This is a genomic window from Methylophilus sp. VKM B-3414 (assembly GCF_032248435.1).
Lineage (GTDB): Bacteria > Pseudomonadota > Gammaproteobacteria > Burkholderiales > Methylophilaceae > Methylophilus > Methylophilus glucosoxydans.
Window position 1 is genome coordinate 49,451 of sequence record NZ_JAVTLI010000001.1, and the last position, 23,114, is coordinate 72,564.

A 23,114-nucleotide genomic window follows, 5' to 3' on the forward strand; every position below is an offset into this window, starting at 1 on the left:
GACTGCAACAACACATCAAACTCATTCTTGAGAGATTAGGAGATCGTATGAAAAACAATTCAACACGTGCCATTGTTGGCGCTTTGGTTGGAGGCTTGTTTGCCAGCGTTTCTGGTCTGGCATTTGCGGATGCTGACCTGGACAAGGCATTGAACACCCCAGGGGCTTGGCCTGTTGCAACCGGTGGCTATTATAGCCAGCACAACAGCCCGCTGGCACAAATTAACAAATCCAACGTTAAAAATGTGAAAGCAGCCTGGTCATTCTCTACCGGTGTGCTCAATGGTCACGAAGGTGCGCCATTGGTCATCGGTGACATGATGTATATTCACTCCGCTTTCCCAAACAACACTTATGCTTTGAATCTGAACGATCCAGGCAAAATTGTTTGGCAACACAAACCTAAGCAAGATGCTTCTACCAAAGCCGTGATGTGCTGTGACGTGGTAGACCGTGGTCTGGCTTACGGCGCGGGTCAAATCGTGAAGAAACAAGCCAATGGCCATGTACTGGCATTGGATGCCAAAACCGGTAAGGTGAACTGGGAAGTGGAAATGTGTGATCCGAAAGTCGGTCAGACATTGACACAGGCACCGTTTGTCGCCAAAGACACGGTCTTGATCGGTTGTTCTGGCGCTGAGCTGGGTGTGCGTGGTGCGGTTAACGCACTGGACCTGAAAACAGGTGAACTGAAATGGCGTGCGTTCGCAACCGGTTCTGACGAGTCCATCCGTTTGGCAAAAGACTTCAACAAAGAAAACCCACACTACGGTCAATTTGGCCTGGGCCTCAAAACCTGGGAAGGCGATGCCTGGAAAATCGGTGGCGGTACTAACTGGGGTTGGTATGCTTACGATCCTAAGTTGAACCTGTTCTACTACGGTTCCGGCAACCCGGCACCATGGAACGAAACCATGCGTCCTGGCGACAACAAGTGGACCATGACTATCTGGGGTCGTGACCTCGACACCGGGATGGCGAAATGGGGTTACCAAAAGACACCTCATGACGAGTGGGACTTTGCTGGTGTGAACCAGATGGTACTGACTGACCAACCTGTTGACGGCAAGATGACACCGCTGCTCAGCCACATTGACCGTAACGGTATCTTGTACACGCTGAACCGTGAAAACGGCAAGCTGATCGTGGCTGAAAAAGTCGACCCAGCCGTGAACGTGTTCAAGAAAGTGGACCTGAAATCAGGCACACCAGTGCGTGATCCAGAGTTTGCAACCCGTATGGACCACAAAGGCACCAACATTTGTCCATCTGCGATGGGCTTCCACAACCAGGGTGTTGACTCTTACGACCCAGAAAGCCGTACCTTGTACGCAGGTCTGAACCACATTTGTATGGACTGGGAGCCGTTCATGCTGCCATACCGTGCCGGTCAGTTCTTCGTCGGTGCAACTCTGGCGATGTACCCTGGCCCGAATGGCCCAACCAAGAAAGAAATGGGTCAGATCCGTGCATTTGACTTGACCACTGGTAAAGCCAAATGGACCAAGTGGGAGAAATTTGCAGCTTGGGGCGGTACTTTGTACACCAAAGGCGGCCTGGTTTGGTACGCAACACTGGATGGTTACCTGAAAGCGTTGGATAACAAAGACGGTAAAGAGCTGTGGAACTTCAAGATGCCATCTGGTGGTATCGGGTCTCCAATGACTTACTCCTTCAAGGGTAAACAATACGTCGGCAGCATGTACGGTGTCGGTGGCTGGCCAGGCGTTGGTCTGGTGTTTGACCTGACAGACCCAAGTGCTGGTTTGGGTGCGGTTGGTGCGTTCAAAGAACTGCAAAACCACACACAAATGGGCGGTGGCCTGATGGTGTTCAGCCTGTAATTCAAGTCCTGAACCTGTTGATGTAGTGTGCAGGGTGGCCGTCGGTCACAAGACGGGCCGGTCACCCTGTTCTCAGCCCTAGAGTGAAGAGAGCAAATATGTTTCCTGATGTAAAAAGAGTCCGTGCTGGCTGGGTTAGCGCCTGCCTCACGTTGGCATTCAGTCTGTTGGCGTTGCCTGCCGTGGCTGCAAATGCGCTCAATGTCTGTGCTGGTAAGTCTGAGCTGCCTTTTTCAAATGACAAGCAAGAGGGCTTTGAAAACAAGATTGCAAATGTGATTGGCAAGGCCATGAATCTGCCAATCAACTATTTCTGGTGGACCAATCCACTCACCCTGCAAAAAGACATGGAAGCAGGTAAATGTGATGTGTTGATTGGCACCGATCCGAATGATCCGCGTGTGCTGACGACCAAACCTTACTACCGTTCAGCTTATGTATTTATCACACGCAAAGACCGTGAAATTGATGTGACCTCCTGGGATCATCCCTACCTCAAAGAGAAAAATTTCCGTATCGGTGTCATGCCGGATAGCCCCGGTAAGAATATGTTGCTGCAAATCAACCGTTTTGACGACATGTTTGACTACTTTACTGAAATCCAGAATTTTCAGTCCACCCGCAACCGTTACATCCACGTCGAGCCGTCACGGCTGGTGAATGATGTGGCCAATATGCACTTGCATATGGCGATGTTGTGGGCGCCAGAAGCTGCGCGTTATGTGCGTGCTTCCGAAGTGCCGTTGAATATGGTGATCGTCGAAGATACCGCCAAAAAAACCAACGGTGAAAAAATCCCCATGCACTACAACGTGGTCATGGGCGTCAACAAGCAGCACCCCGAGCTGGTGGATGCTTTGAATCGTGTCATTGATGCGCATGGCGCAGAGATTACTGCCATCCTCAAGGATGAAGGCATTCCTCTGTTGAGTCTGCATTAAGTCACTGTATTTTGTTAATCAAGTTTTGGAGTTTGAATTGAAAGAATCTCAACAACCGCATTTACGCCGCCTGCGTCAACCGCTGACCATGGCTTTGGGTCTGACGGGTTTGGTCATGGCTGCTTTTCTGACGGTGGCCTGCGCCAAAGATGAATCTGCTGCGAGCTCATCTGCCGCAAGTGAGGCTCAGCCTGCTGTGAAGGTTGCATTGAAAGAGGGGCCTGCCCTGGAGTTCCGTGGCACGATTTCAGGCGATGTGCTGGATGTCGCGCCCATGGAAGGTGAGACCTTTACGCCGGAAGCCAAACACTTCCTGGCCACAGGTGAAAATCCATATCGTAATAATGAGGAAGCCATCAAGAAGGGCTATACGCTCTTTTCCACTGCCTGCTCAGGCTGCCATGGTCACCTGGCCGAGGGCAAGTTAGGTCCAGCATTGGCAGATGAATATTGGACCTATCCAAAAAATGAAACCGACAAAGGGATTTTTGAAACCATTTATGGGGGAGCGGCCGGCATGATGGGTCCGCAACAGGGTCGCCTGCAAGTGGATGAGATTATTCACATCATTGCCTGGATTCGTCACCAGGCGGAAGAAAACCTTAAAAACGGTGGTGCAGCAACGCCTCACGGTTAAACGACTTACCAGAGGGTTAGGCTGGTGGGCCCTCTGATAATTGAAAAAAATACACCAGCTAATTTGTGATTAAGGAGAAATGTGATGAAACACGTAATGACATTACTGGCCGTGGCTGGTGTGTTGGCAGTGTCCAATCAGGCTCTGGCTTACGATGGTCAAAATTGTAAAGAGCCAGGTAACTGCTGGGAAGCCAAACCCGGCTATCCGGAAAAAATTGCGGGTTCCAAATACGACCCAAAACATGATCCGGTGGAACTCAACAAACAAGAGGAAGCCATCAAAGCCATGGATGCACGTAATGCAAAACGCATTGCAAACGCCAAATCCAGCGGCAACTTCGTATTTGACGTGAAGTAATCTTAAATTCCCCCCAGGAGACTGACATCGTTTCCGGTGTCAGTTTCGTCCCCCGTTTGCATGTGACATACCGGTGTCGATTGTGCGCAGTCGATAGTGGCCTGTTTCATTCTGAATCATGGATGGTGTATGGAAAAACAAATGGATTTGGCCGCATGGCGTGAAGGTGCGCTGGCGTTCGAGCAAGCATTAAACAGTGTGGTCGTTGGCATGCCTGAGCAAGTCAGGGCACTCACGATTGCAATTTTTTCACGCGGCCATGTGCTGCTGGAAGGCGACGTTGGCGTGGGTAAAACCACGCTGTTGCGCGCGGCAGCGCAATTGCTGGGCGGCGGCTATCAGCGCATTGAGGGCGCGATTGACCTCATGCCGAGTGACTTTTTGTACCATGCCTATATCAATGAGCAGGGGCAGGCTGCGGTCAAGCCGGGGCCACTGTTGCAACATGAAGACGCGCTCTCGGTGTTCTTCTTCAACGAAATCAACCGTGCCCGACCACAGGCCCACGCCTTGTTTCTGCGCCTGATGGCTGAGCGCTCGGTCAATGCCTTTAACCGCGAATATCATTTTCCGCACCTGACCGTGTTCGCCGATCGAAATCGTCTGGAGCGTGAAGAGACGTTTGAGATCCCTGCGGCGGCACGTGACCGTTTCCTGATGGAAATTTCGGTGAAGGCGCCGGATGCACGTGAGCTGCAACGGGCACTGATGTTTGATACCCGCTTTTATGATGTCGATGCACTGGTCGGCCAATTGCCATCAGGCCTCACACCCTACGATCAACTGAATGCGCTGGCTGCGCAGGTGCAAAGCACCGTGCGTGCAGAGTTGGCCTTGCAGGAGTATGCGGTAGAGCTTTGGCGCGTGCTCAAGGATCCGCTGGCCGCAGGCATCAGCCTGCCCGAGGTGGATATGAGCCGCTTGCTGGCCGGTGGTGCCAGCCCACGCGGCATGGCCATGTTGATGCGCAGTGCGCGTACGCGTGCCTGGCTCGAAGGCCGCGATTATCTGACCCCGGATGATATCCGTACCGTCTGGCCGTATGTGGTGACGCACCGCGTGTTTTTGAGCGGCGCCTATGCCTTGCAGCATGAGCGGATTGCCCCGCAATTGCTGCAAGCCGTGCTGGATAAAGTCTCTGCGCCCTAAGTGGTGCTGCAGGTTCAAGTCATGATGCAGACCGATGTGTGTGTATGGATGTGAGTGAAGCATGGTAGCTGCAAGCAACGCAATGGCGCAAGAGACCGGGCGGCCTATGCAGCCGCTCTCGGCGGCGTCCGTACAAGCCGCCTTCGAGCCGCACCAGTTTTTTTATCCGGTGCCATGGCGGGCACACAGCTATCACGCGGGCGCGACGCTCACCAAGCATCATGGCAACGGCACTGACTTCGCTGGCTATGCTTCTTTACTGGCTTGTCCGGATCCCAAACGGATTGATATTCGGGCCAGTGTACGCACGCAGCCACAGCAATGGCTGGTCAGGACCTATCTTGAACGTGCTGCCATTCATGTCTACGCCATTGTGGATGTTTCCAGCTCCTTATTTTTTCAGGGTCCTTCTGCCCAAGACTTGCAGCAGCGCCTAACCCGTTTTGTCGCGTCGCTCGCGTGGTCGGTGACGCGCCAGGGCGATGGCTTCGGCATGCACGCTGCCAGCGACCATTTACCAGGCAGTTTGCAACGCCTGCCCAGTTTTCAGCCTGGCACAGCGCAGCAAGTACATGGGCTGCTCAATGACTATTGGCAGCAGGCGCGTAGTTCGGGTGCTGATCACGGCCACACGGCCAGCGCCCTTCCTGCTGCGATAGAGGCCATCGGTCCACGGCGTGCGCTGGTATTTCTCATCTCTGATTTTTTCTGGCCCGAGGCATTATTGCAAGCCACCATGCGTGCCGCACAGCCGCATGATGTAGTGCCTGTGGTATTGCGCGATGCCTCGGCGTTTGAGGCATTGCCGGCGTTCGGCTGGGCGCGATTACGCGATATGGAAACCGGGCAGGAGCGCAGCTGGCTATTGCGGCGCAAGTTGCGCACACAGATCGCCGCGGATGCCGCGCAGCAAAAGCAATCGCTCAATCTTGCCTTGGTCAAGGCGGGTGCCAGATCCCCTTTGTGGCTAGCCCCGGATTGGCGTGCGGAAGACGTGAGCCGGCACTTGATGGAGACGATGGCATGAGTATCACAAGCAACCGGTTTGCGGGCACGATGCAGTTTACGCGCTGGCTGGCGACATTTTTTGCAGGGTATCTGCTGTCGGCCAATACGCTGGCGTATGCCGCCAGCACCACAGCAAGCACGCACCCCACAACGCACGCCAGCATACGCGTAGAAAGCGCCACGCGTGAGGCAGATTACACGTTGGGCAGCATTGCAACACAGCATCTCAAGATTCATGTCCCGCCCGGTTTTGTGCTGGATCCGGCCAGTTTGCCTGCCCCGGCACAAAATGAGGCCATTGAGCTGCGCGATGCCCATTGGCAACATGAGGACCTGGCGAATGAGCGCGTGATTAACCTGCAGATAGACTGGCAAATTTTTGTTGCCGGCGACACGGTTAAAATCCTGCCCTTAAAAAAACTGCATCTTGAATTCACCTGCGATCAATCCAGCTGCGCTCAACAACGGTTGACCGTTGATGTGCCACCAGACAAGGTCATTGTGTCGAGTTTGCTGCCTGCGCGGATTGATGCCGAGCACGTCAAGCTTTACCCGGATGCGCCCATGCCTAGCTGGCCGCTCGCACCACAACTGTGGTCACTGGCAGGTTGGGGCAGTGCGCTTGTACTGGCATTGCTTTACCTGGCCTGGGTGGCCGGCTGGATTACCTTGCCACAAGAAAAACACATGCCCTTCCGTCAGGCCTGGCGCCAGATACGCAAACTCAGGGGCGAGGCGGCCTCGGATAGTTTGCAGGCCATGCGCTTGCTGGTGCGGGCCATGGATCAATTTGCCGGGCAGGCAGTGACCGCTGAAAATCTGCCACAGTTAATGCAGCGGCAACCCAGGCTACAGGCCTATGCGCCTGCACTGGAGGCCTTTTATGCGGATGTGCAGCAGGCGTTTTTTGCTGGCCGATCTGTGACGTCTTCGATCGCTTTGCTGACACAATTAGCCAAAGATTTGAGTCAACTGGAGGTCGCTTAAGCATGTGGCAGGCCTGGGGGCAATCCGTCATCACATGGAGCGGCTTGGGGGAGTCATGGGGGCTGACACAGGTGTGGCCCTTGCTGTTATTGCCATTGGCCGTATTGCCCTGGTGCATGCGAGGTCAACGGCAGTTCAAGCATCCGGCCTTGCAAGGGTTGCCCGAAGACCCGCTCTCTGTCTGGCTGGAGCGTGCCTGGAAAATCAGTTTAAGTACTTTGCTGCTGGCGCTGGCCATTGCGCTGAGTGGCCCGTTTCTTAAATCGCAATCCATCGAAAAAATTGGGCGCGGTGCGCATGTGATGATTGTGCTGGACCGCAGTGCCAGCATGAATGAGCCGTTTGTGAACAAGGGCGATGCTCAGGCGCGGCAACCGAAAATGCAGGCCGCGCGTGAGGTGTTGAAGTCATTGGTCAAGCAAGGCCATGAAGACCTGATGGGCATGGTGACCTTTAGTACCTCACCGATTCTGGCGGCGCCTTTGGGGAATGACCGTGCGTTTGTGCAAGCCGCGCTGGAAGCGACCGAAGCCGGTGGCATGGGCTTCACGGCGGTCGCGCGCGGACTCGGCATGGCGCTCGATTATTTTGCTGACCAGCCGGTGACCGGGGCGCGTGCGATTGTGCTGGTGTCTGATGGCGGTGCACACCTGGATGGCAAAACCCAGGACATGTTGCGTGCCATGTTTATGCGGCAACAGGCCTCTTTGTACTGGATTTATCTGCGCTCTGAAAACGGCGTCACCATCAAGCAAAGCCTGGCCGAAGGCGAGAATATTGACGCCTATCCAGAGGTGGCCTTGCATGACTATTTCCAGACGCTCAATGTGCCTTATCACGTGTATGAGGCAGAAAATCCGCAGGCGGTCATGGCGGCCGTGCGCGATATCGCCAAGCTTAAAAACAAACCAACCCGTTACCTGGAACCGATTGCACGACAAGACTTGAGTCAATACGCCTATGGTCTGGCCTGGCTGGCAGCCTTGCTATTAATCGCGATGGTACAACTGGAGTTAACACGGTGGCAAACATGAGTCATCCCAACATAAGAAGGCAATGGATCAATCATTTACGCCGCGGTGGGCTGTGGGCTGCGCTGCTGGTGGTGCTATCACTGGTGATGCTGGCGCGTCAGGGCGTGGAGCTCTATCAGTCTGCAGTGTACAGACACAGCCTGGCGCCGCATGTGCTGATCCGTTCTACCTTGCTGGGGGCTGACCAGACACCGCAGGCCTTGTTTGCCAATGCAGTGTTTTATGACGATCAACTCAAATCTGATCAGGCGCTGGCGCACTATGCCGCCGTGATTGCCCGCACCACCGATAGCCAACCCTTGCGCAAGCAGGCCTATTTCAACTCGGGCAATGTCTATTTGCGCACGGCAATCCGCTTGCTCGAACAGCGTGGCCTGCCTGCCTGGGACGAGGCGGGGCCACTGGTCGCCCTGGCCAAAGAGAGTTACCAGAAAGCCTTGCGTATCGAGCCTGACTGGTCAGAGGTGAAGTACAACTACCATCTCGCCCTGAGGCTGGCGCCGACCACGCATGGCATGAATGGCCCGCAACAGTACGAAGATGAGCAGATTAAAGCAGAAGAGCAACCCAGTGGCTGGCCTGCCATGCCTGGCAATCCGAGAGGCATGCCCTGATGATGGCTTGGTTTAAACAACTCAGGGCTTTGCTCGTTGGAAGCCCTGAAAACGCGCTGGTGACGCCCGGACTTGTCTGGCGCAAGCGATGCTTGTGGCTGATTGCGCTGTTGCTCACGCTCACGCTCTTTCATCCGCAATTGAGCTTACCCAACCGTGTGTATGACTGGTACTTTGTGGTGGATATCACACAAAGCATGAATGTGCCCGACTATCAGCTTAATGGGAAAAGCATCAGCCGTCTGGAGATGGCCAAGCAAAGTATCCGCAAAACCCTGTCTGTGTTGCCCTGTGGCTCACGCGTGGCGCTGGGCATGTTTACCGAGCGCAATACGGTCAATGTGGTGAAGCCGGTGGAGGTTTGCAGCCATTTTGCCGCGCTGGATCATACCGTGGCCAGCATGGATTGGCGCATGGCCTGGGCCGCAGATTCGTTTATCGCCCATGGCCTCTATCACGCGCTGGAACAAGCGCCGTTGTTGGGCAAACAGGTGCGCGTGCTGTTTTTTACCGATGGCCAGCAAGCGCCGCCGGCCAATCCGCAATACATGCCCAAATTTGCAGGCAAACCTGGTGAGGTGCAAGGCTACCTGGTGGGCATGGGTAAACCCACACCGAGCAAGATCCCCAAACTGGACGAGAAAAATGCCGTAGCCGGCTATTGGGAGCAGGAAGAGGTTCAACGGTTTGGCAACTTTGGCATGGCCGAAACGCTGTCAGTGCTGGCCATGGAGCAGGGGCAGCATGACCGCAATTCCGGACATGGGCCAGGGAACGAACTGTTAAGTAATGCCCATTTATCTGCGCTGGATGAAAAAAACTTGCAGCGTCTGTCGGTAGAGACCGGTTTGCATTACGCCAGGCTGGAGCATGTGGCACAAAGTGGTGACTGGGCGACCGGCTTGGGCATGACGGCCTGGCGCTGGGCCAAGACGGATTTGCGGCCCTGGCTGGCAGTGCCTGCCTGCCTATTGTGGCTCATGTTTATGGGGCTGACGTTTGCCGATAGCCCCTGGCTGCTTGGCATGCGGCAAATGTTTAAACGATTTTTCAAGAAGGAGTAGTGTTTTATGAAGTGGTCTTTATGCGGAATGATGATGTTGTTAAGTGTGCAAGCTTGGGCACACGGGCCTACGCCGCAAAAAACGGATGAATCCATTCAGGTCAACGCATCGGCTGACGCGGTATGGAAACGTGTCAGCAGCCCATGCAGTCTGGCGCAATGGCATCCGCAAGTCACGGCTTGCGAGCCAGTGAACGATACCCAGCAAAAACTGACGCTGAAAAATGGCAAGCAGTTGTTGCAGGAAATCGATGAAGTGTCTGCGGCGGATATGACCGTGTCTTATCGCTTATCTGGTGACATTGACCTGGAAGCACTGCCTGTGAGCTCTTTGAATGGCAAAATCAAAGTCGCTGCCGATGGCAGCAATGCCAAAGTGAGCTGGACAGCGCGTTACTATCGCGCCTTTACCGGCAATGAGCCCCCTGCAGGCCAGGATGATGAATCCGCCAAAAATGCGGTAGACGCCTTTGTCAAAGCCGGTTTGCAAGGCTTGAAAGAAGGCCGCCAGAATGCTGCGGCAAACAGCCAGGGTTGGCGCCAAAAACTCTGCGCCAGTTTGCGCCCTTTGTTTAAACGCATGGGTTCCAGCCTGTGTGCATAAATTGAGCCACGGCGTGTTGATTGTGTGGATTCAGCGAGGCATGTCATGGTGAGTAAACACTTAGGGTTATCCCGGCAGTCTGGATGGCTGTGTATCTCTTCAGTGGTCAGTCTCCTGGCCCAGTGGGCAACGATGATGTTGCCAGCCGTAGCTTGTGTTTTGGTCACAGCCAGTCTGCCCGCCAGGGCGGAAGAGGGCGTCGCCAGCAATGAGGCTACATGGGTGATACTCGAAGAGACGGATGACTCGTTATGCCTGGCGCATGGCGGCAAACTGATCACGCTGGCCCTGACTGACAGCGGCCAGCGCGCTGCCCCGGCCGGACTGGAGGTGTGGGTGGACCGCTGGTTTATGCAGGTGCAGACCGCAGACCATACCCGCCATCAACTCACTACCGAACACCCCAGCCAAGAGTTGGGGTGCTCACAAAGCATCGCTGGCCCGCAACACTGGACACTCAGTACCATTAAACGCCTGCCCGAGCAGGCGCATCCTTAGGAATCACCTATGCAAACAACCAACCCTTCAGATCCGCAATCCAATCTGGCATCTACTCAAGCCGCTGCCGTGGTGCAGACACTGGCAAGCCAGGCGCAATTCAATGCGTGGGTGCAGGCGCATCCGCTCGCCGTGGTATTGTTCACGGCCGAATGGTGTGAGCCTTGCCAGACCTTTGCCCCCGTCCTGGCAGCGGTTGCCGCCCAGCATCCACAAGTCGCGTTTGCGGTAGCCGATGTTGATGTCGCCACCGATCTGGTCGCCAATTTCCAAGTGACACAAGTGCCTGCACTCATGGCGGTGCGTGATCGCGTCATCATTGATATGGTCAGGGGCGCCATGCAGGCGCATGAGCTGCAGCACCACCTGCAAATGTGGCAAGCGCTGGATATGCGCGCCATCAACGCACATTTCTCCCAACAGAGCGCCTCTGCTATTGCATGAAAAATTCCTGACCCTTTGCGGGAACAGGTCTCAATCCTTACGGCTCACATCGCGCTATCGTAACGCTTGTATGAGGACGATTGATGTGAGCGCGTGCTGGCGCCTGCGCTTGAATGCGTTGTCGGTTACGCTCAGTCTTTGTTTTACGCTGGGCGCATCCGCGGCAGAGTTCGCCTATATCACCAATCAGGGAGAGCACACGGTTTCGGTCGTAGACCTGCGTCAACTGCAGGTGATCAAAACCATCCCGGTCGGCCAGTCGCCGGTCGGCGTCGCTATTCATCCTCAACAGAAAAAAGTGTACGTGAGCAATGTCGATGGCCGCTCAATCTCGGTGATAGACATCACGCGGCAGCAAGTGGTGCAGACCCTCGCGCTGCCGATTGCCCCGGTCGGACTGGCCGTGAATCAGGCCGGTAACCGTTTATATGTGGCTGACTGGTATCACCATACTTTGCTGGTGGTTGAGCCCGTGCACGGGCAAGTGCTGGCGACCATAGAAGTGGGGCAGGCACCAGGCGGCTTGCAGTTAAGTCGCGATGGTCAGACGCTCTACGTGGCGAATCGCGACAGTAATGATGTGAGCGTGGTGGACACGCGCGCGAACAAAGAACTGCGCAGAATTAAAGTGGGCGAGCACCCGTTCGGTTTGGGGCTGAGCCCCGATGGCAAGCAGCTGTATGTGGTGAATGTCTACTCAAACTCAGTGAGTGTGATAGACACGCATGACCAGCGCGTAGTGGCCACGCTTAGCGTGGGGCGGCACCCTTACTGTGTGACCACAGACCCGCAAGGGCAGCGCTTGTTCGTCACCAACACCGGCGAAGATAGCGTCAGCGTGATTGACCTGGCCAGCCAGCGGCCGCTGGCTAAAATTCGCGTCCCCGGCACGCCCGAAGGCATTGCTTTTGACCGCCAGCAACAGCAGCTCGTGGTCACCAGTTGGATGGACAACGTCGTGGCCATTATTGATGGGCAGCGCCTGGACTCGCCGCGACAGGTCAAGGTTGGGGCACAGCCGCGCGCCTTCGGTGGATTTGTGTTTGAGGCTGGCGAATGAGTATAGCGTCGGGAGTTTATCCCGGTTAAATCGGGAAGCATGACGCTATTGCCAAGGATTTTAAGTGCTTAATATGCAATGGTCATTTAAATTTCAAATTTAATTGATTTGCATAAAGTATATCTCCATGTTCTGGCCAGTTGTTGCAGCAACTGGCCGACTTTTTTTAAGGATGCTCTATGCAATACGCTCGATTGTTGACCCTCACTGCAGGCCTGCTAGCCAGCCTCACTCTCAGCGCCCAGCCGCTCGCTTATGTCCCCAACGAAAAAGACGGCACGGTCTCGGTGATTGACACCAGCACCGACGAAGTCATCAACACCCTGCCGAACAAAGGCAAGCTCGGCAAAAAAGTGCAGGCTGCCGCCATCCACCCCAGCAACCAAAAACTCTACGTCGTTGTGCGCGATAAAAATGCCGTCTCGGTGGTAGACACCCAGCTCGGCAAACAAACTGCCCTGATCAAAGTCGGCGACGAACCAGAAGGCATTGATATTTCACCCGACGGCAAATTGCTGGCCGCCTGCCTGGAAGAAGAAAACGCGGTCTCGCTGGTAGACCTGCAAACCAACAAGCTCAAACACACCATCAAAACCCAGGGCAAAAACCCCGAGCATTGCGTGTTTTCACCCGACCAGCAATGGCTGCTTGCCAGCAATGAAGAAAGCAACAATGTCGATGTGATTAACCTCAACATGCTCAAGTCAGAACACCTGATCGCATCCACCAAACACCCGCGCGGCGTCGGTTTTAGCCCCGATGGCAAATGGGCTTATGTCGCAAATGAAGCCGCCAGCCTGCTAGAGATTGTCTCCACCGCCGACTGGAAAGTGCAAGCCAATATCAAGGTCGGCCTGCGCTCCAACGGCGTTAAGGTCAATGCCGATGGCAGCCGTATTTATGTCAGCAATGGCGGCGACCACAACCTCAGCGTGATCGATACCGCCACCCGCGAAGTCATCGCCACCATCCCTGTCGGCCAACGCCCTTGGAATATGGCTCTCACGCCGGACGGCAAAAAACTCTATGTCGCCAACGGTCGCAGTAATAATGTCTCTGTGATTGATACCCAGACCAATGCCAAGCTTAAGGATATTGCAGTGGGGAATTTGCCTTGGGGGGTGGTGATTCATTAGGGTTGATAGATTAATGTTGCTTCTCAGTGCCCATTAACATTCTGTAGGGTGGGCAACTCGTTGCCCACGCGTAAAATCGTTATCCGTCACCAAACGCTCCTTCTACAAAATCTGGCCCAACACCTCTATGCTCATCATAAACGCCCGCTTTAACATGTCGGTGATATATCAAATCGAGTCTGACCCCATTGATGGCTTTAAAAAGTAAGTAGCTCCAGCAGTATTAGCGCGACGATAACGTGACATGGTGGAATTTTGCGTGAGTTTTACCGCGTGGGCAACGAGTTGCCCACCCTACCAGGCTTTGATTTGATTGCTGTCAGCGTTGCGGGCGTGGTTGGAAAATAAGCAGCCGCCACCCAAGAGAGTCCATCCTTGCGACACAAAACATCCTTCAATCCATCTGGGCCGCCCAAAGGGTGCTGCGGGTCTACTGCTTCAAACCCTTCAAGGTGTAGTAGCGCTGCCACGAGCCGTTCAGCTTGCGTTTGTCCGTAGCGCCAATCGCGGAGTGCAGATTCTGTTGTCATGATGTGATTCGTGTAATCAGCATTTATGACGCCCAACGCCCAACGCCCAAGTTCACCGGCGGCCATGCGAAGCATGGACGTCCGTGTGCAACGCCAAGTTAGACCCTTGCGGCGCAAGAACAACAAGCTTGCCATCGCCACCAACAGAAACTGCAACCTGCTCAACCTCGCTTGGCCTCTCAGGCAGGAACAACAGAACGGCGTCCTTTACTCCACCTATCAGCATGTATGTCTGAACTTGAGCCATGGCAGCGACGACCATTTGTTTTACTAAACGCCTCTTGAGTTCAACGACGACCACTTCCCCATTGCGAGAAACGAGTAGGTCTGCGCGGAAGCTCTTTTCTGGATCTAGTCGCGCCTCAGTCTTCACCTCAAGGTCTGGCGCTGCTGACGCCAAAAAGCCATGCAATGCACCAATAACTTGAGACTCGGTTTGTTTGGAAGATGACGTTGGTGGTTGCATGTGGATCGCGCAGAACTGTGACAGCAGTTGAGCAAGATAGACCAGCAAGGTCGAATTTGCGGTTGGTGCCAAGTTCTGGGCTAGGGCATCCTTTTGCGCGTCGGCCTCCGCCTGTGACCGAGCAAAGGCTAAGCGCTCTGCAATTTGATCAAGCAGTAGGCATGCAAAGGCTGACACCGACACGATTGCGAGGAACGCCTCGCTCTCGTCGAAGTCAAGCTTGTAGTCGTGTGCCGAGGGGTTGCGCCATTCAGTTCGGTACGTTGTAAGTTGACTAAGCACGCGGCTACGGAAGATGTTGTTTTGTTCCAGGTAGCTTTCTATGTCGTACGGGCGCTTTTTCGCGGGATCTTGCCCGGCAAGAACGCGGTACGCCTCTTTAATACTTCCTTCGAATGCTTGATTGGTTCGATAGATTGCATCGGTGAAAGCAGTCTCTTCGTCTGCTTCTTGACCCCGTGAGAGATGTCTAAATGCAGTTTCAATGTGCAGTAAAACTGCTTTCAATCCTGGGACGTACTCACCGTCGTCAAGGACATCAATTTTCTTCCTGAGTGTGTCGACTAAGTCCATGATTTGTGTGGGTCTAACGTAAAGTAAGCATCCTAAATTACGCAAAACTTTCCGGCATTGATGCTTTTTTGATTGAAGGTTTAAGGGTTTTATTTAACATTTTCAAGCTGTTGTTAATTTTTAGACCATCCTAAAATACAACCTTAACTGCGTCAACTTCTATCAGCTCTACGCAACAAACCATACCTTTTAATGGCATTTTCATCAAAAGCCGAGTCTGCCGAGAACAGTTCCAGGCCTTCTAGTTTGGCTTGAGCAAAAAGCAATCCGTCCAATAGGTCTTTGTTGTGAGCTGGCAAGTTTTTTGTTAGGCGCTACAATCGACCATGTGGCCGCACGCCTTGATAATTTCTTGCTGTATGAATGAATAGGGAAAAATTCCCGAATGTTTTTGGTGAATACTCTTTAAAATCCCCCTAGCATGATGAAATCTCTCAGCCTTCAATTCAAACTCAATCTGATTATTACCCTGTTGTTGCTTGGGTTGCTGCTGACGTGGGCGGTGTCGGTGGTTAAAAACGCGCGCGAGGATGTGCTGGCGGAGGTGCAGTCGACGAGTAATCTGGTGATGCATTTGCTGGATGCAGAGATTGCCCATTACATGACGGACTTTGGCTGGTTGCAGCATAACCAGCAAGAAGGGGTGCAGATTTTCCGGCTGGATGAGTTGAAGAATATCCGCCATTTGAAGGTGGATTTTTACGATAACAATGGCCGGTTGCGCGAATCTAACCGAAGTACGCGCATGGCGCATAGCGGGGAAGATCCCCCAAAATGGTTTGTGAAGTTGCTGGATATTTCGAGTGTGCTGAATGAGCCCAAGCGCAAAAATATCATTTTGAATGGACGCTTTATTGGCGAGTTGGTGATTACGCCGGACCCTAGTTTTGAGTTGCGCGAGATTTGGGATGATACGTCTGGCTTGCTCGCGATTGTGAGTTTGTTTGGCTTGAGTGTGCTGCTGTTTGTGTATTGGACGGTGCGGGCGACGTTTAAGCCGGTTAAGCAGATTATTCATGGCTTGAATCAGATTGAGCGCGGTGAATACCAGAGCCGCTTGCCGGGTTTTGAGCAGGTGGAGTTGAGCGAGATTAGCGACAAGTTCAACAGTATGGCGAGCACGCTTGAACAAAGCATCCGCAATAACCACCGCTTGACCCAGCAGATTATTCATTTGCAGGAAGAAGAGCGAAAAAAACTTGCGCGCGATTTGCATGATGAGATTGGTCAGTATTTGACTGCGGTGCATGTGGATGCGAGTGCGCTGGTGGCGGCTAAAAAGCTCAGCTCGGCGCGGGAGAGTGCGCAGGCGATTGCGCAGATTACGCGGCAAATGATGGTGACGATACAGGATATTTTGTCGCGCTTGCGTCCGCGTGTGTTGGATGAATTGGGGTTGAGCCTGGCGCTGGCGGAGTTGATTCATCACTGGCGCGACCGCAATCGCGGCATTATGGTGGTGAATCAGATATCTAACCATTTGTCGCAGCCGGATGAAGCGCTGTCGGTGACGGTGTACCGCATTTTGCAGGAGTGTTTGACCAATATCAGCAAGCACGCCGCCGCGACACGGGTGACGATTGAGGTGAAGGAGACGGACAACGGCCTTTACCTGATGGTGGAGGATGACGGACGGGGCTTTGATCCGCAGTTGCAAACGCGCGGGTACGGCTTGGCCGGGATGCAAGAGCGGGTAGAGGGCTTGATGGGGCGCATGCATATTCATACGGCGCCTGGTCAGGGGACGCGCATAGAAATCCATTTTCAGATGACAGAAGCATTTCAGGAAGCAGCGGTATGACAGTCAAGGTGGTGTTGGTAGATGATCACACAGTGGTGCGATCAGGGTTAAGGCGCCTGCTTGAAAGCCACAAGTCGATAGAAATTATCGCTGAGGCGGATACGGGCGAACAGGCTTATCAGGTGTATGGTGAGGTCATGCCTGATGTGATGCTCATGGATATCTCCATGCCAGGCATGGGCGGGCTAGAAGCCGCCAAGCGTATTTTGCAGCGCTACCCGCAAGCCAGGATCGTCATTTTCTCTATGCATGAGGCCGTTTCGTTTGCCGCGCAGGCGCTCAAAACCGGCGTCAAAGGCTATGTGACTAAAACTGGCGTGGCTGAAGACCTGGTACAAGCCGTGCTGGATGTGTCCAAAGGGCGCACGTTTTTAAGTCAGGATGTGGCGCAGAAAGTCGCGTTACAAACCCTGGTGGGCGACAGTAATCCGCTCCAACAGCTGACGTCACGAGAGTTTGAGGTGTTTCGGCTGCTGGCCGAGGGCAAACGGGCGGATGAGGTGGCAGACATGCTGAAAATCAGCCAAAAAACCGTGGCCAATTACTACACCCTGATCAAGCAGAAGCTCTCTGTGAACAGCCCGGTAGAAATGGTCAGGCTGGCCATGAAACATGGGCTGATTGATGCGAGCTAACAAGCTGATAAGCTCAGCTTTTATTTGTTAAGCCTTTACTCTCAATCCACACACAGCAGGTCTTTCCAATTGGTCGTATAACTCGGGCTCTTGCGCGTTTGCTTCATTTGCCAGGGCTGTTGCCTGCCTTCACTTGCGAGTCGCAGCGTGGCTCTGCCCATTTTGCGGTTAATGGCATCCATCGCCAACATCAGCCGCGAAGATTTGTCTGCTTGCGTGCTTTGGTGAAACAAGTCTTGCTGTATCGCCTTCGCTGGCACCAGTTCGCCCAGTGACACCCCTGCTTTGGCATACTCATGTCCCGGCTGGTAAATCCGCCTCAGTGCCCACAAGGCCGCTTTCACCAGTTGCCGCGTATCGTGTGTGGCCACCGGCAACGGCACGGTCAGGGCATTGCTGTAAAAGGCACGGTCTTCGCGGAAGGGACTGGTACGGATATACACATAGACACTGCCAGCAAACAATTGCTTTCTGCGTAACTTTTCGGCAGCGCGGGTTGTGTACAACGTCAGCGCTTCAGACAGGCCTTCGATTTCTCTGACCGGCTGGCCAAAGCTGCGTGTGCTCAAAATTTGTTGCTGCGGCCCGCGCATTTCTTCGAGTTCCAGGCACACGGTGCCATTCAGTTCACGGATGGTTTTTTCCATCACCACGCTAAAGCGCCTGCGCATGGTTTCGGCATCACTGTATTTGAGGTCATAGGCGGTGTGAATCGCTAGTGGACGTGCATGCAGCGTGGCGGCCAGGCGGCGGCCGATTCCCCAGACTTCATCCACCTGTATTTCGGCGAGACGGGCATCTACCGCGGTTGGCGTCAGGGCGTTGAAATTGCACACGCCTTGCATGGCAGGGGTATGCTTGGCGCAGTGATTGGCGAGTTTAGCCAGCGTTTTGCTGGCGCCTATGCCGACACACACCGGTAAACCGGTACCGCGCAAGATGGTTTGTCGCAAGGTTTGTGCATACTCGGTCAAATCGCGCTGCGTAAACCCGGTCAGCTCCAGAAAGCATTCGTCAATGGAGTAAATCTCCTGTGCCGGACTGAACTGACGCAAGATGGACATGACGCGGTTGCTCATGTCTGCATACAAGGCATAGTTAGAGGAGAAGGCAATGACGCCAGCGCGTTCTGCCTGCTTGCGAATCTGGAACCAGGGCGCACCCATGGCGATGCCCAGCGCTTTGGCTTCGGCGCTGCGCGAGACCACGCAGCCATCATTATTGCTCAATACCACCACGGGCCGTTGACGCAATGTCGGTTTAAACACGCGCTCACAGCTCACGTAAAAGTTATTCACATCAATCAGTGCAATGGTGCGTGCATGCATGCTTGGGCAGTCTGTCGCGGTCATTGGCATGAGGTGTGTTTCATGAAATTCCCTAATCCTTGTTCATGATCGGCAATAGCAGGATTTTCGCTCACCGGGTCGATAATACTTTCACACGGGCAAGACATGGGGTCGGCCCGGGACAACAACAAGGAGATCAATCATGTGGACTAAACCAGCTGCAACTGAAATGCGTTTCGGTTTTGAAGTAACCATGTACGTCATGAACAAATAATTGTTCTGAGTGACGGACAAGAGACCCGGTCGCCTAGTACCGGGTTTTTTGTGCGCGACGCATTGCTCTCTTGCCGGTTTGCAACGCGCTGTTTTTGATGTTGCCTCAATGTCTCACCCATCAGCATGGCGGCCGTCAGCATAGAAGACGTCTGCCTGATACGACATTCAGCTGGATGCGCTGGCATGCGCATGCAGACCAGACACCTAGCCGAGACTCCCCTTGTTAGCAAGCCTGACCGCGGCTTTGCACGTCGCGCTTGATTAATAGGCGTAGGCTGCGCGCATGGAGAACATGCCCGGTGTCGCCTGCAGGCGCGGTTTGGCGGCGGTTTTTGGTTTGAGGAAGGCATGAATCGCTGCCGCCAAACGGGCGGGTTCATCGTATGGCAGCCCGTGCCCTGCATCCTGAATGACCTTGTATTGCAGATCAGGATTGATGCGGTGCAAGGCGCGTGCCGTTTCCGCCGAGACCACGCCCTCGCTGCCAAGCAGCATTAAGGTGGGCACATAAATATTGCGGATCAGCTCATCAAACTCTGGATTCGGTGGAATCAGCACATCAAACGCTTGCAGGCTGGTTTGCAGTTTGGCTTCTATCAGGTGCTCGATAATGGCCGAGGCGCGAAAACGGTGTTTCGCCTTGTCTGCTTTAAATAACGCTTCCTTGCTGGAAGTCAGCATCTGTTGATGTTGCTCAACCAGCTGGCGGTGATAGACCTCATGCGGCCACTCTGCACTCAGAAAGGTCGGGTCTGCCAAAATCACGCCATTGATCGCCAGGCCGAGTCTGCTGGCGACCATGGCCGCAGTCATGCCCCCCATGGAGTGGCCGAGCAGGTAAGGCGATTTGATGCCCAGCGTGCGGATCAGCTCAATCACATCATTGGCGTGGTCTTGATAGGTGTAGCCATGCAGGGGCGCGCTGGATTGGCCGTGGCCGCGCGCATCCGGCATGATGATGTCATAGTGTTGCTCCAGCGCACGGGCAATGGGTGACCAGCATACGCTGTTGCCGGCCAGGCCGTGCAAGGCAATGATGGTCGGTTTGTTGCCGCCAGTGCGCAGGTAGTGAATATTGATACCGTTTGCTCTGCAAACGCCATCTGTCCAGTGAGAAGCAGGGGTATTTTGACGTGCCATGATTAAAACTTTCTAAAAGAACCAGTCACCACGCCCCAGATTTCAAACTGCATGTGTTGCGAGATCAGGATAGGGGCGTATCTTCCTGATGAATTAGCGGGTAATAACTTGGGCATACCATCTTTTTGTTTGGCCAGGGTTTTGACCGTAAATTCGCCATCAATCATTGCTAGCACAATATCGCCCACAGCGGGCACCTTGTCTTTTTCAATCACGGCTTTATCGCCAGGCATGAGGCCCACCTCAATCATGGATTCGCCTTGTATCGTGACAAAGAAGGTTTTGTCGGCCTTGTTGATCAGATAGGCATTCGGGTCCATGCGTGCATCGACATGGTCGTCAGCAGGGGACGGTAATCCGGCGGGCACTTTGGACTCAAACAGCGGCAAACTGACCTGGTCAAGCTCAGCCGATAACTGTGTAAATTCTTCAATGCGATCAAGATGGTCTTTCAGCTGCGCCAACCGCTGTTTTTTCGCGTAGGCCTCCAGAAAGTCGCTGATGACCGGCTTTTGGCTGTTAGGCACGCGCATGACCGAGGTTTCTTCCCGGTAGGTGCCTGTGCCTGACTTGCGCCCGGCGCCCGCTCTTTTGCCGCCGTGTGTATTGTCTTCATCGTTCATGGAAATTATTGTAACAGCAATCAAGTGTTGTTGTAACAATAATCAAGATTTTTTTAAGTGTGATGAAAAAACGAGTGCACCCTGGCTAGGGGGTCACAGCAAACAGTTGTCGGTGGGCACAGTGTGCCCGGATGTGTGACTAATCAGGAATGGGTTTTTTGACGGATCTGCAGGTACTTATCTGAAGCGCCTGAATGAGCCAATGACGACGCCCCAGATTTCAAACTGCATGTCGTCTTCGATCAGAATCGGGCGGTACTTGCCTGAGGCATTGGCAGGTAACAGTTGTGGTTTGCCATTTTTTTGCCTGGACAGGGTTTTGATGGTGAATTCGCCATCAATCATCGCCAGCACAATATCGCCCATCACCGCCTGTTTGTTTTTATCCACCACGGCTTTATCGCCAGGCATGAGGCCCACCTCAATCATGGATTCGCCTTGTATGGTGACAAAAAATGTAGTGTCTGCCTGATCGATCAGGTATTCGTTGGGGTCCAGCCGTTGTTCGATATGATCATCCGCAGGCGAAGGAAAGCCTGCCGCCACTTTGGACTGAAATAAAGGTAAGGCAATGCCTGACGTATCGCGCGCCGGTTGCGCAAAAGATTGCGGGCTATCCAGGCTGTCCGGTGATGGTTGCCGCTGTTTGCGGCCATAGCTGGCCAGCAGTTGGCGAATGGCGGCCTGTTGGCTGGCAGGCATCCGCATGCCCGTTGTCGCTTCCTGATATAAGCCAGAGCCCGGTTTGCGACCGGCACCGGGGCGCTTGCCTCCTGTTTTTTGATCAACCATCTCGTTCATTTGATTATTGTAACAAAAATTAGTGCGTGGACAGTTAAACAAAACAGGAGGGATGCAAAAGAAAAAATAATCTCAGAAGGTATACTGTGCGGCCTGATCATTCAAAAAACTGCTATGGACTGGTTAACCGTTTTTTTTGAACAATATGCTGTGTTTTGCCTGATGGGCGTGATTGTCGGTGTCTTGTCTGGCTTGCTCGGGATTGGTGGCGGCATTGTGCTGGTACCCATGCTGCATGCCATTTTGGTCGCCAAAGGCTTTGCAGCCGACACGGCGTTTCATATGGCGCTGGCGACCTCGATGGCTTGCATCGTGTTTACCTCGCTTTCCAGCATTTTGGCGCATCATAAAAACCAGAATATTGTCTGGCCCTATGTGTGGGCCATGGTGCCAATGGCGTTTGTGGGGTCGTTGCTGGCGACGTTGGTGGTGATTCATCTGGATGCCAGGTATTTGACGCTGTTTTTTGCCACCTTTACTTTTTTTGCGGCGGTGCAATTATTTCTGGATCGCAAACCGACCCAGCATAAAGTGCCAGGCAAGGTTGAGATTGGCCTGGTGTCATTGCTGATAGGCGGTGTGTCTGCGCTGGTGTCGATTGGCGGCGGAACCTTGACGGTGCCTTATTTAGCCATGCGCAATGTGTCGGTGAAGCAGGCGATTGGGACCTCGGCGGTATTGGGGTTTCCGATTGCACTGGCCAGCACTGCCAGTTATTTGCAAGATGCCTGGCGGCAAACCGCACATGCGCCAGAAACGTTTGGCCTGCTGTATTTACCCGCGGTGATACTGTTGACGCCTTTTAGCATGCTCTTTGCACCAATGGGTGTCGCCCTAACGAGACGACTTCCGGTCAAGGTCTTGAAGCGCATTTTCGCCGTTTTTCTGATCGGTGTGAGTCTGAATCTGGTGTGGTCACAACTGTCCTGAAACATCTTTTGCCTCGCGAGATCCACCATTCAGTTTGCAGCCGTCCGTGGTTATCCGTACCGTTTTGGCCGCTATAATGTTGGTCAGCAGGCTAGCCAGCGCTCAACATTCAATCATCATTATCAGGGAGAATACATGCAGGTCGATGAACTGGAGTATGTTGGTTTTTGGGCGCGTGTCGGGGCTTCGCTCATTGATACGGTCTTGTTGGGTGTGATTATCTGGCCAATCCTGACCGCCTTATATGGCGAGTCCTATTGGTCCAGTCAAAAGATGCTGCAAGGCCCGATGGATTTCATCATGTCGTGGTTGTTTCCTGCCGTGGCGGTGATCATTTTCTGGCTCACAAAGCAGGCGACACCGGGAAAAATGGCTATTTCAGCAAAAGTAGTCGATGCAAGAACTGGACAGAGTTTAACCACAGGGCAATCCATCGGCCGTTATCTGTCCTATTTTCTTGCGGGTCTTCCGCTGGGACTGGGGATTCTGTGGGTGGCTTTCGACCGTCGAAAGCAAGGATGGCATGACAAACTTGCGGGAACCGTTGTGGTGCGTCAGAAAAACAGGCATCCGGAACCGGTCACCTTTGAGCGCTAGCATATTGTTTTTCGGGTGAAAGACCGTGGATATCTGCGAACTTACCCGTCATAAAAAAACCGCCGGACTCCGGC

General features: G+C 53.7%; 25 protein-coding genes. 20 read left to right on the forward strand and 5 right to left on the reverse strand.

Going from position 1 to position 23,114, the window contains the following annotated elements; translation table 11 throughout:
* The first annotated feature begins 47 nt into the window (after window positions 1-47).
* The 15 genes from Q9292_RS00190 to Q9292_RS00260 all read left to right on the forward strand — a co-directional run bounded on the left by Q9292_RS00190 (window position 48) and on the right by Q9292_RS00260 (window position 13,379).
* Window positions 48-1,844, forward strand: a complete 1,797-nt coding sequence (locus tag Q9292_RS00190) for a methanol/ethanol family PQQ-dependent dehydrogenase (RefSeq protein ID WP_194747397.1) — start codon at window positions 48-50, stop codon at window positions 1,842-1,844.
* A 98-nt stretch (window positions 1,845-1,942) separates the two neighbouring features.
* Window positions 1,943-2,785 (forward strand): methanol oxidation system protein MoxJ, encoded by an 843-nt coding sequence (gene moxJ / locus Q9292_RS00195; protein ID WP_275357162.1) that lies wholly within the window; start codon window positions 1,943-1,945, stop codon window positions 2,783-2,785.
* Window positions 2,786-2,822: 37 nt separating this feature from the next.
* Window positions 2,823-3,422 (forward strand): cytochrome c(L), periplasmic, encoded by a 600-nt coding sequence (gene moxG, locus Q9292_RS00200; RefSeq protein WP_313983294.1) that lies wholly within the window; start codon window positions 2,823-2,825, stop codon window positions 3,420-3,422.
* 84 nt (window positions 3,423-3,506) lie between these two features.
* On the forward strand, window positions 3,507-3,782 hold the full coding sequence (locus Q9292_RS00205) for a methanol dehydrogenase [cytochrome c] subunit (RefSeq protein WP_194747393.1): 276 nt from the start codon (window positions 3,507-3,509) through the stop codon (window positions 3,780-3,782).
* 129 nt (window positions 3,783-3,911) lie between these two features.
* Window positions 3,912-4,931: a MoxR family ATPase gene (locus Q9292_RS00210; RefSeq protein WP_313983298.1), complete on the forward strand. Its 1,020-nt coding sequence runs from the start codon at window positions 3,912-3,914 to the stop codon at window positions 4,929-4,931.
* A 61-nt stretch (window positions 4,932-4,992) separates the two neighbouring features.
* Window positions 4,993-5,958, forward strand: a complete 966-nt coding sequence (locus Q9292_RS00215) for a hypothetical protein (protein ID WP_313983301.1) — start codon at window positions 4,993-4,995, stop codon at window positions 5,956-5,958.
* Complete coding sequence (locus Q9292_RS00220) at window positions 5,955-6,926, forward strand: hypothetical protein (RefSeq protein WP_313983304.1); 972 nt, start codon at window positions 5,955-5,957, stop codon at window positions 6,924-6,926. The genes Q9292_RS00215 and Q9292_RS00220 overlap by 4 nt, the downstream gene beginning before the upstream one ends.
* A 2-nt stretch (window positions 6,927-6,928) precedes the next feature.
* Window positions 6,929-7,960 (forward strand): vWA domain-containing protein, encoded by a 1,032-nt coding sequence (locus Q9292_RS00225; protein ID WP_313983307.1) that lies wholly within the window; start codon window positions 6,929-6,931, stop codon window positions 7,958-7,960.
* Entirely contained in the window at window positions 7,957-8,574 is a 618-nt protein-coding gene (locus tag Q9292_RS00230; RefSeq protein WP_313983310.1) for a hypothetical protein, read from the forward strand. The genes Q9292_RS00225 and Q9292_RS00230 overlap by 4 nt, the downstream gene beginning before the upstream one ends.
* A complete protein-coding gene (locus Q9292_RS00235) occupies window positions 8,574-9,638 on the forward strand; it encodes a VWA domain-containing protein (protein ID WP_313983313.1) in 1,065 nt (354 codons plus the stop codon). The genes Q9292_RS00230 and Q9292_RS00235 overlap by 1 nt, the downstream gene beginning before the upstream one ends.
* Window positions 9,639-9,644: 6 nt before the next feature.
* Entirely contained in the window at window positions 9,645-10,241 is a 597-nt protein-coding gene (locus tag Q9292_RS00240) for an SRPBCC family protein (protein ID WP_313983315.1), read from the forward strand.
* Between the two features lie 45 nt (window positions 10,242-10,286).
* Complete coding sequence (locus Q9292_RS00245) at window positions 10,287-10,739, forward strand: hypothetical protein (RefSeq protein ID WP_313983318.1); 453 nt, start codon at window positions 10,287-10,289, stop codon at window positions 10,737-10,739.
* Window positions 10,740-10,748: 9 nt separating this feature from the next.
* On the forward strand, window positions 10,749-11,183 hold the full coding sequence (locus Q9292_RS00250; RefSeq protein ID WP_313983321.1) for a thioredoxin family protein: 435 nt from the start codon (window positions 10,749-10,751) through the stop codon (window positions 11,181-11,183).
* An 85-nt stretch (window positions 11,184-11,268) separates the two neighbouring features.
* Window positions 11,269-12,243: a YncE family protein gene (locus Q9292_RS00255; RefSeq protein ID WP_313983324.1), complete on the forward strand. Its 975-nt coding sequence runs from the start codon at window positions 11,269-11,271 to the stop codon at window positions 12,241-12,243.
* 179 nt (window positions 12,244-12,422) lie between these two features.
* Window positions 12,423-13,379: a beta-propeller fold lactonase family protein gene (locus tag Q9292_RS00260; protein ID WP_313983326.1), complete on the forward strand. Its 957-nt coding sequence runs from the start codon at window positions 12,423-12,425 to the stop codon at window positions 13,377-13,379.
* Between the two features lie 582 nt (window positions 13,380-13,961).
* On the opposite strand, the gene Q9292_RS00265 is transcribed toward Q9292_RS00260, so the two are convergent.
* A complete protein-coding gene (locus Q9292_RS00265) occupies window positions 13,962-14,948 on the reverse strand; it encodes a GxxExxY protein (protein WP_313983329.1) in 987 nt (328 codons plus the stop codon).
* 421 nt (window positions 14,949-15,369) lie between these two features.
* On the opposite strand from Q9292_RS00265, the gene Q9292_RS00270 reads away from it, so the two are divergent.
* Both Q9292_RS00270 and Q9292_RS00275 read left to right on the forward strand, forming a co-directional pair.
* Window positions 15,370-16,749 carry an ATP-binding protein gene (locus Q9292_RS00270; RefSeq protein ID WP_313983332.1) on the forward strand — a complete coding sequence of 460 codons (1,380 nt, stop codon included), beginning with the start codon at window positions 15,370-15,372 and terminating at the stop codon, window positions 16,747-16,749.
* Entirely contained in the window at window positions 16,746-17,384 is a 639-nt protein-coding gene (locus Q9292_RS00275; protein WP_194747364.1) for a response regulator transcription factor, read from the forward strand. The genes Q9292_RS00270 and Q9292_RS00275 overlap by 4 nt, the downstream gene beginning before the upstream one ends.
* A gap of 41 nt (window positions 17,385-17,425) precedes the next feature.
* Here Q9292_RS00275 and Q9292_RS00280 read toward each other — a convergent pair whose 3' ends face one another.
* The gene (locus tag Q9292_RS00280; RefSeq protein WP_313983337.1) at window positions 17,426-18,742 is read right to left on the reverse strand and encodes a Y-family DNA polymerase; all 1,317 of its coding nucleotides are present in this window, start codon (window positions 18,740-18,742) and stop codon (window positions 17,426-17,428) included.
* 133 nt (window positions 18,743-18,875) lie between these two features.
* On the opposite strand from Q9292_RS00280, the gene pqqA reads away from it, so the two are divergent.
* Entirely contained in the window at window positions 18,876-18,947 is a 72-nt protein-coding gene (gene pqqA, locus Q9292_RS00285; protein ID WP_081624291.1) for a pyrroloquinoline quinone precursor peptide PqqA, read from the forward strand.
* 263 nt (window positions 18,948-19,210) lie between these two features.
* Here the strand turns inward: pqqA and Q9292_RS00290 are convergent, their stop codons facing one another.
* The 3 genes from Q9292_RS00290 to Q9292_RS00300 form a co-directional block, all read right to left on the reverse strand.
* The gene (locus Q9292_RS00290) at window positions 19,211-20,089 is read right to left on the reverse strand and encodes an alpha/beta hydrolase (RefSeq protein ID WP_313983340.1); all 879 of its coding nucleotides are present in this window, start codon (window positions 20,087-20,089) and stop codon (window positions 19,211-19,213) included.
* A 2-nt stretch (window positions 20,090-20,091) separates the two neighbouring features.
* A complete protein-coding gene (locus Q9292_RS00295; protein WP_194747360.1) occupies window positions 20,092-20,712 on the reverse strand; it encodes a LexA family protein in 621 nt (206 codons plus the stop codon).
* Window positions 20,713-20,889: 177 nt separating this feature from the next.
* Complete coding sequence (locus Q9292_RS00300; protein ID WP_275357129.1) at window positions 20,890-21,513, reverse strand: LexA family protein; 624 nt, start codon at window positions 21,511-21,513, stop codon at window positions 20,890-20,892.
* Window positions 21,514-21,627: 114 nt separating this feature from the next.
* Here Q9292_RS00300 and Q9292_RS00305 point away from each other — a divergent pair, with 114 nt between their 5' ends.
* Both Q9292_RS00305 and Q9292_RS00310 read left to right on the forward strand, forming a co-directional pair.
* Window positions 21,628-22,443: a sulfite exporter TauE/SafE family protein gene (locus Q9292_RS00305; RefSeq protein ID WP_313983345.1), complete on the forward strand. Its 816-nt coding sequence runs from the start codon at window positions 21,628-21,630 to the stop codon at window positions 22,441-22,443.
* 135 nt (window positions 22,444-22,578) lie between these two features.
* Window positions 22,579-23,040, forward strand: a complete 462-nt coding sequence (locus tag Q9292_RS00310; protein ID WP_275357126.1) for an RDD family protein — start codon at window positions 22,579-22,581, stop codon at window positions 23,038-23,040.
* The last annotated feature ends 74 nt before the right edge of the window (window positions 23,041-23,114 follow it).

Coding starts and splice junctions, on each gene's coding strand:
- Q9292_RS00190 (WP_194747397.1), top strand. CDS start 48: ATGAAAAACAATTCAACACGTGCCATTGTTGGCGCTTTGGTTGGAGGC.
- moxJ (WP_275357162.1), top strand. CDS start 1,943: ATGTTTCCTGATGTAAAAAGAGTCCGTGCTGGCTGGGTTAGCGCCTGC.
- Q9292_RS00205 (WP_194747393.1), top strand. CDS start 3,507: ATGAAACACGTAATGACATTACTGGCCGTGGCTGGTGTGTTGGCAGTG.
- Q9292_RS00210 (WP_313983298.1), top strand. CDS start 3,912: ATGGAAAAACAAATGGATTTGGCCGCATGGCGTGAAGGTGCGCTGGCG.
- Q9292_RS00215 (WP_313983301.1), top strand. CDS start 4,993: ATGGTAGCTGCAAGCAACGCAATGGCGCAAGAGACCGGGCGGCCTATG.
- Q9292_RS00220 (WP_313983304.1), top strand. CDS start 5,955: ATGAGTATCACAAGCAACCGGTTTGCGGGCACGATGCAGTTTACGCGC.
- Q9292_RS00225 (WP_313983307.1), top strand. CDS start 6,929: ATGTGGCAGGCCTGGGGGCAATCCGTCATCACATGGAGCGGCTTGGGG.
- Q9292_RS00230 (WP_313983310.1), top strand. CDS start 7,957: ATGAGTCATCCCAACATAAGAAGGCAATGGATCAATCATTTACGCCGC.
- Q9292_RS00235 (WP_313983313.1), top strand. CDS start 8,574: ATGATGGCTTGGTTTAAACAACTCAGGGCTTTGCTCGTTGGAAGCCCT.
- Q9292_RS00240 (WP_313983315.1), top strand. CDS start 9,645: ATGAAGTGGTCTTTATGCGGAATGATGATGTTGTTAAGTGTGCAAGCT.
- Q9292_RS00245 (WP_313983318.1), top strand. CDS start 10,287: ATGGTGAGTAAACACTTAGGGTTATCCCGGCAGTCTGGATGGCTGTGT.
- Q9292_RS00250 (WP_313983321.1), top strand. CDS start 10,749: ATGCAAACAACCAACCCTTCAGATCCGCAATCCAATCTGGCATCTACT.
- Q9292_RS00260 (WP_313983326.1), top strand. CDS start 12,423: ATGCAATACGCTCGATTGTTGACCCTCACTGCAGGCCTGCTAGCCAGC.
- Q9292_RS00265 (WP_313983329.1), bottom strand. CDS start 14,948: ATGGACTTAGTCGACACACTCAGGAAGAAAATTGATGTCCTTGACGAC.
- Q9292_RS00270 (WP_313983332.1), top strand. CDS start 15,370: ATGATGAAATCTCTCAGCCTTCAATTCAAACTCAATCTGATTATTACC.
- Q9292_RS00275 (WP_194747364.1), top strand. CDS start 16,746: ATGACAGTCAAGGTGGTGTTGGTAGATGATCACACAGTGGTGCGATCA.
- Q9292_RS00280 (WP_313983337.1), bottom strand. CDS start 18,742: ATGCCAATGACCGCGACAGACTGCCCAAGCATGCATGCACGCACCATT.
- Q9292_RS00290 (WP_313983340.1), bottom strand. CDS start 20,089: ATGGCACGTCAAAATACCCCTGCTTCTCACTGGACAGATGGCGTTTGC.
- Q9292_RS00295 (WP_194747360.1), bottom strand. CDS start 20,712: ATGAACGATGAAGACAATACACACGGCGGCAAAAGAGCGGGCGCCGGG.
- Q9292_RS00300 (WP_275357129.1), bottom strand. CDS start 21,513: ATGAACGAGATGGTTGATCAAAAAACAGGAGGCAAGCGCCCCGGTGCC.
- Q9292_RS00305 (WP_313983345.1), top strand. CDS start 21,628: ATGGACTGGTTAACCGTTTTTTTTGAACAATATGCTGTGTTTTGCCTG.
- Q9292_RS00310 (WP_275357126.1), top strand. CDS start 22,579: ATGCAGGTCGATGAACTGGAGTATGTTGGTTTTTGGGCGCGTGTCGGG.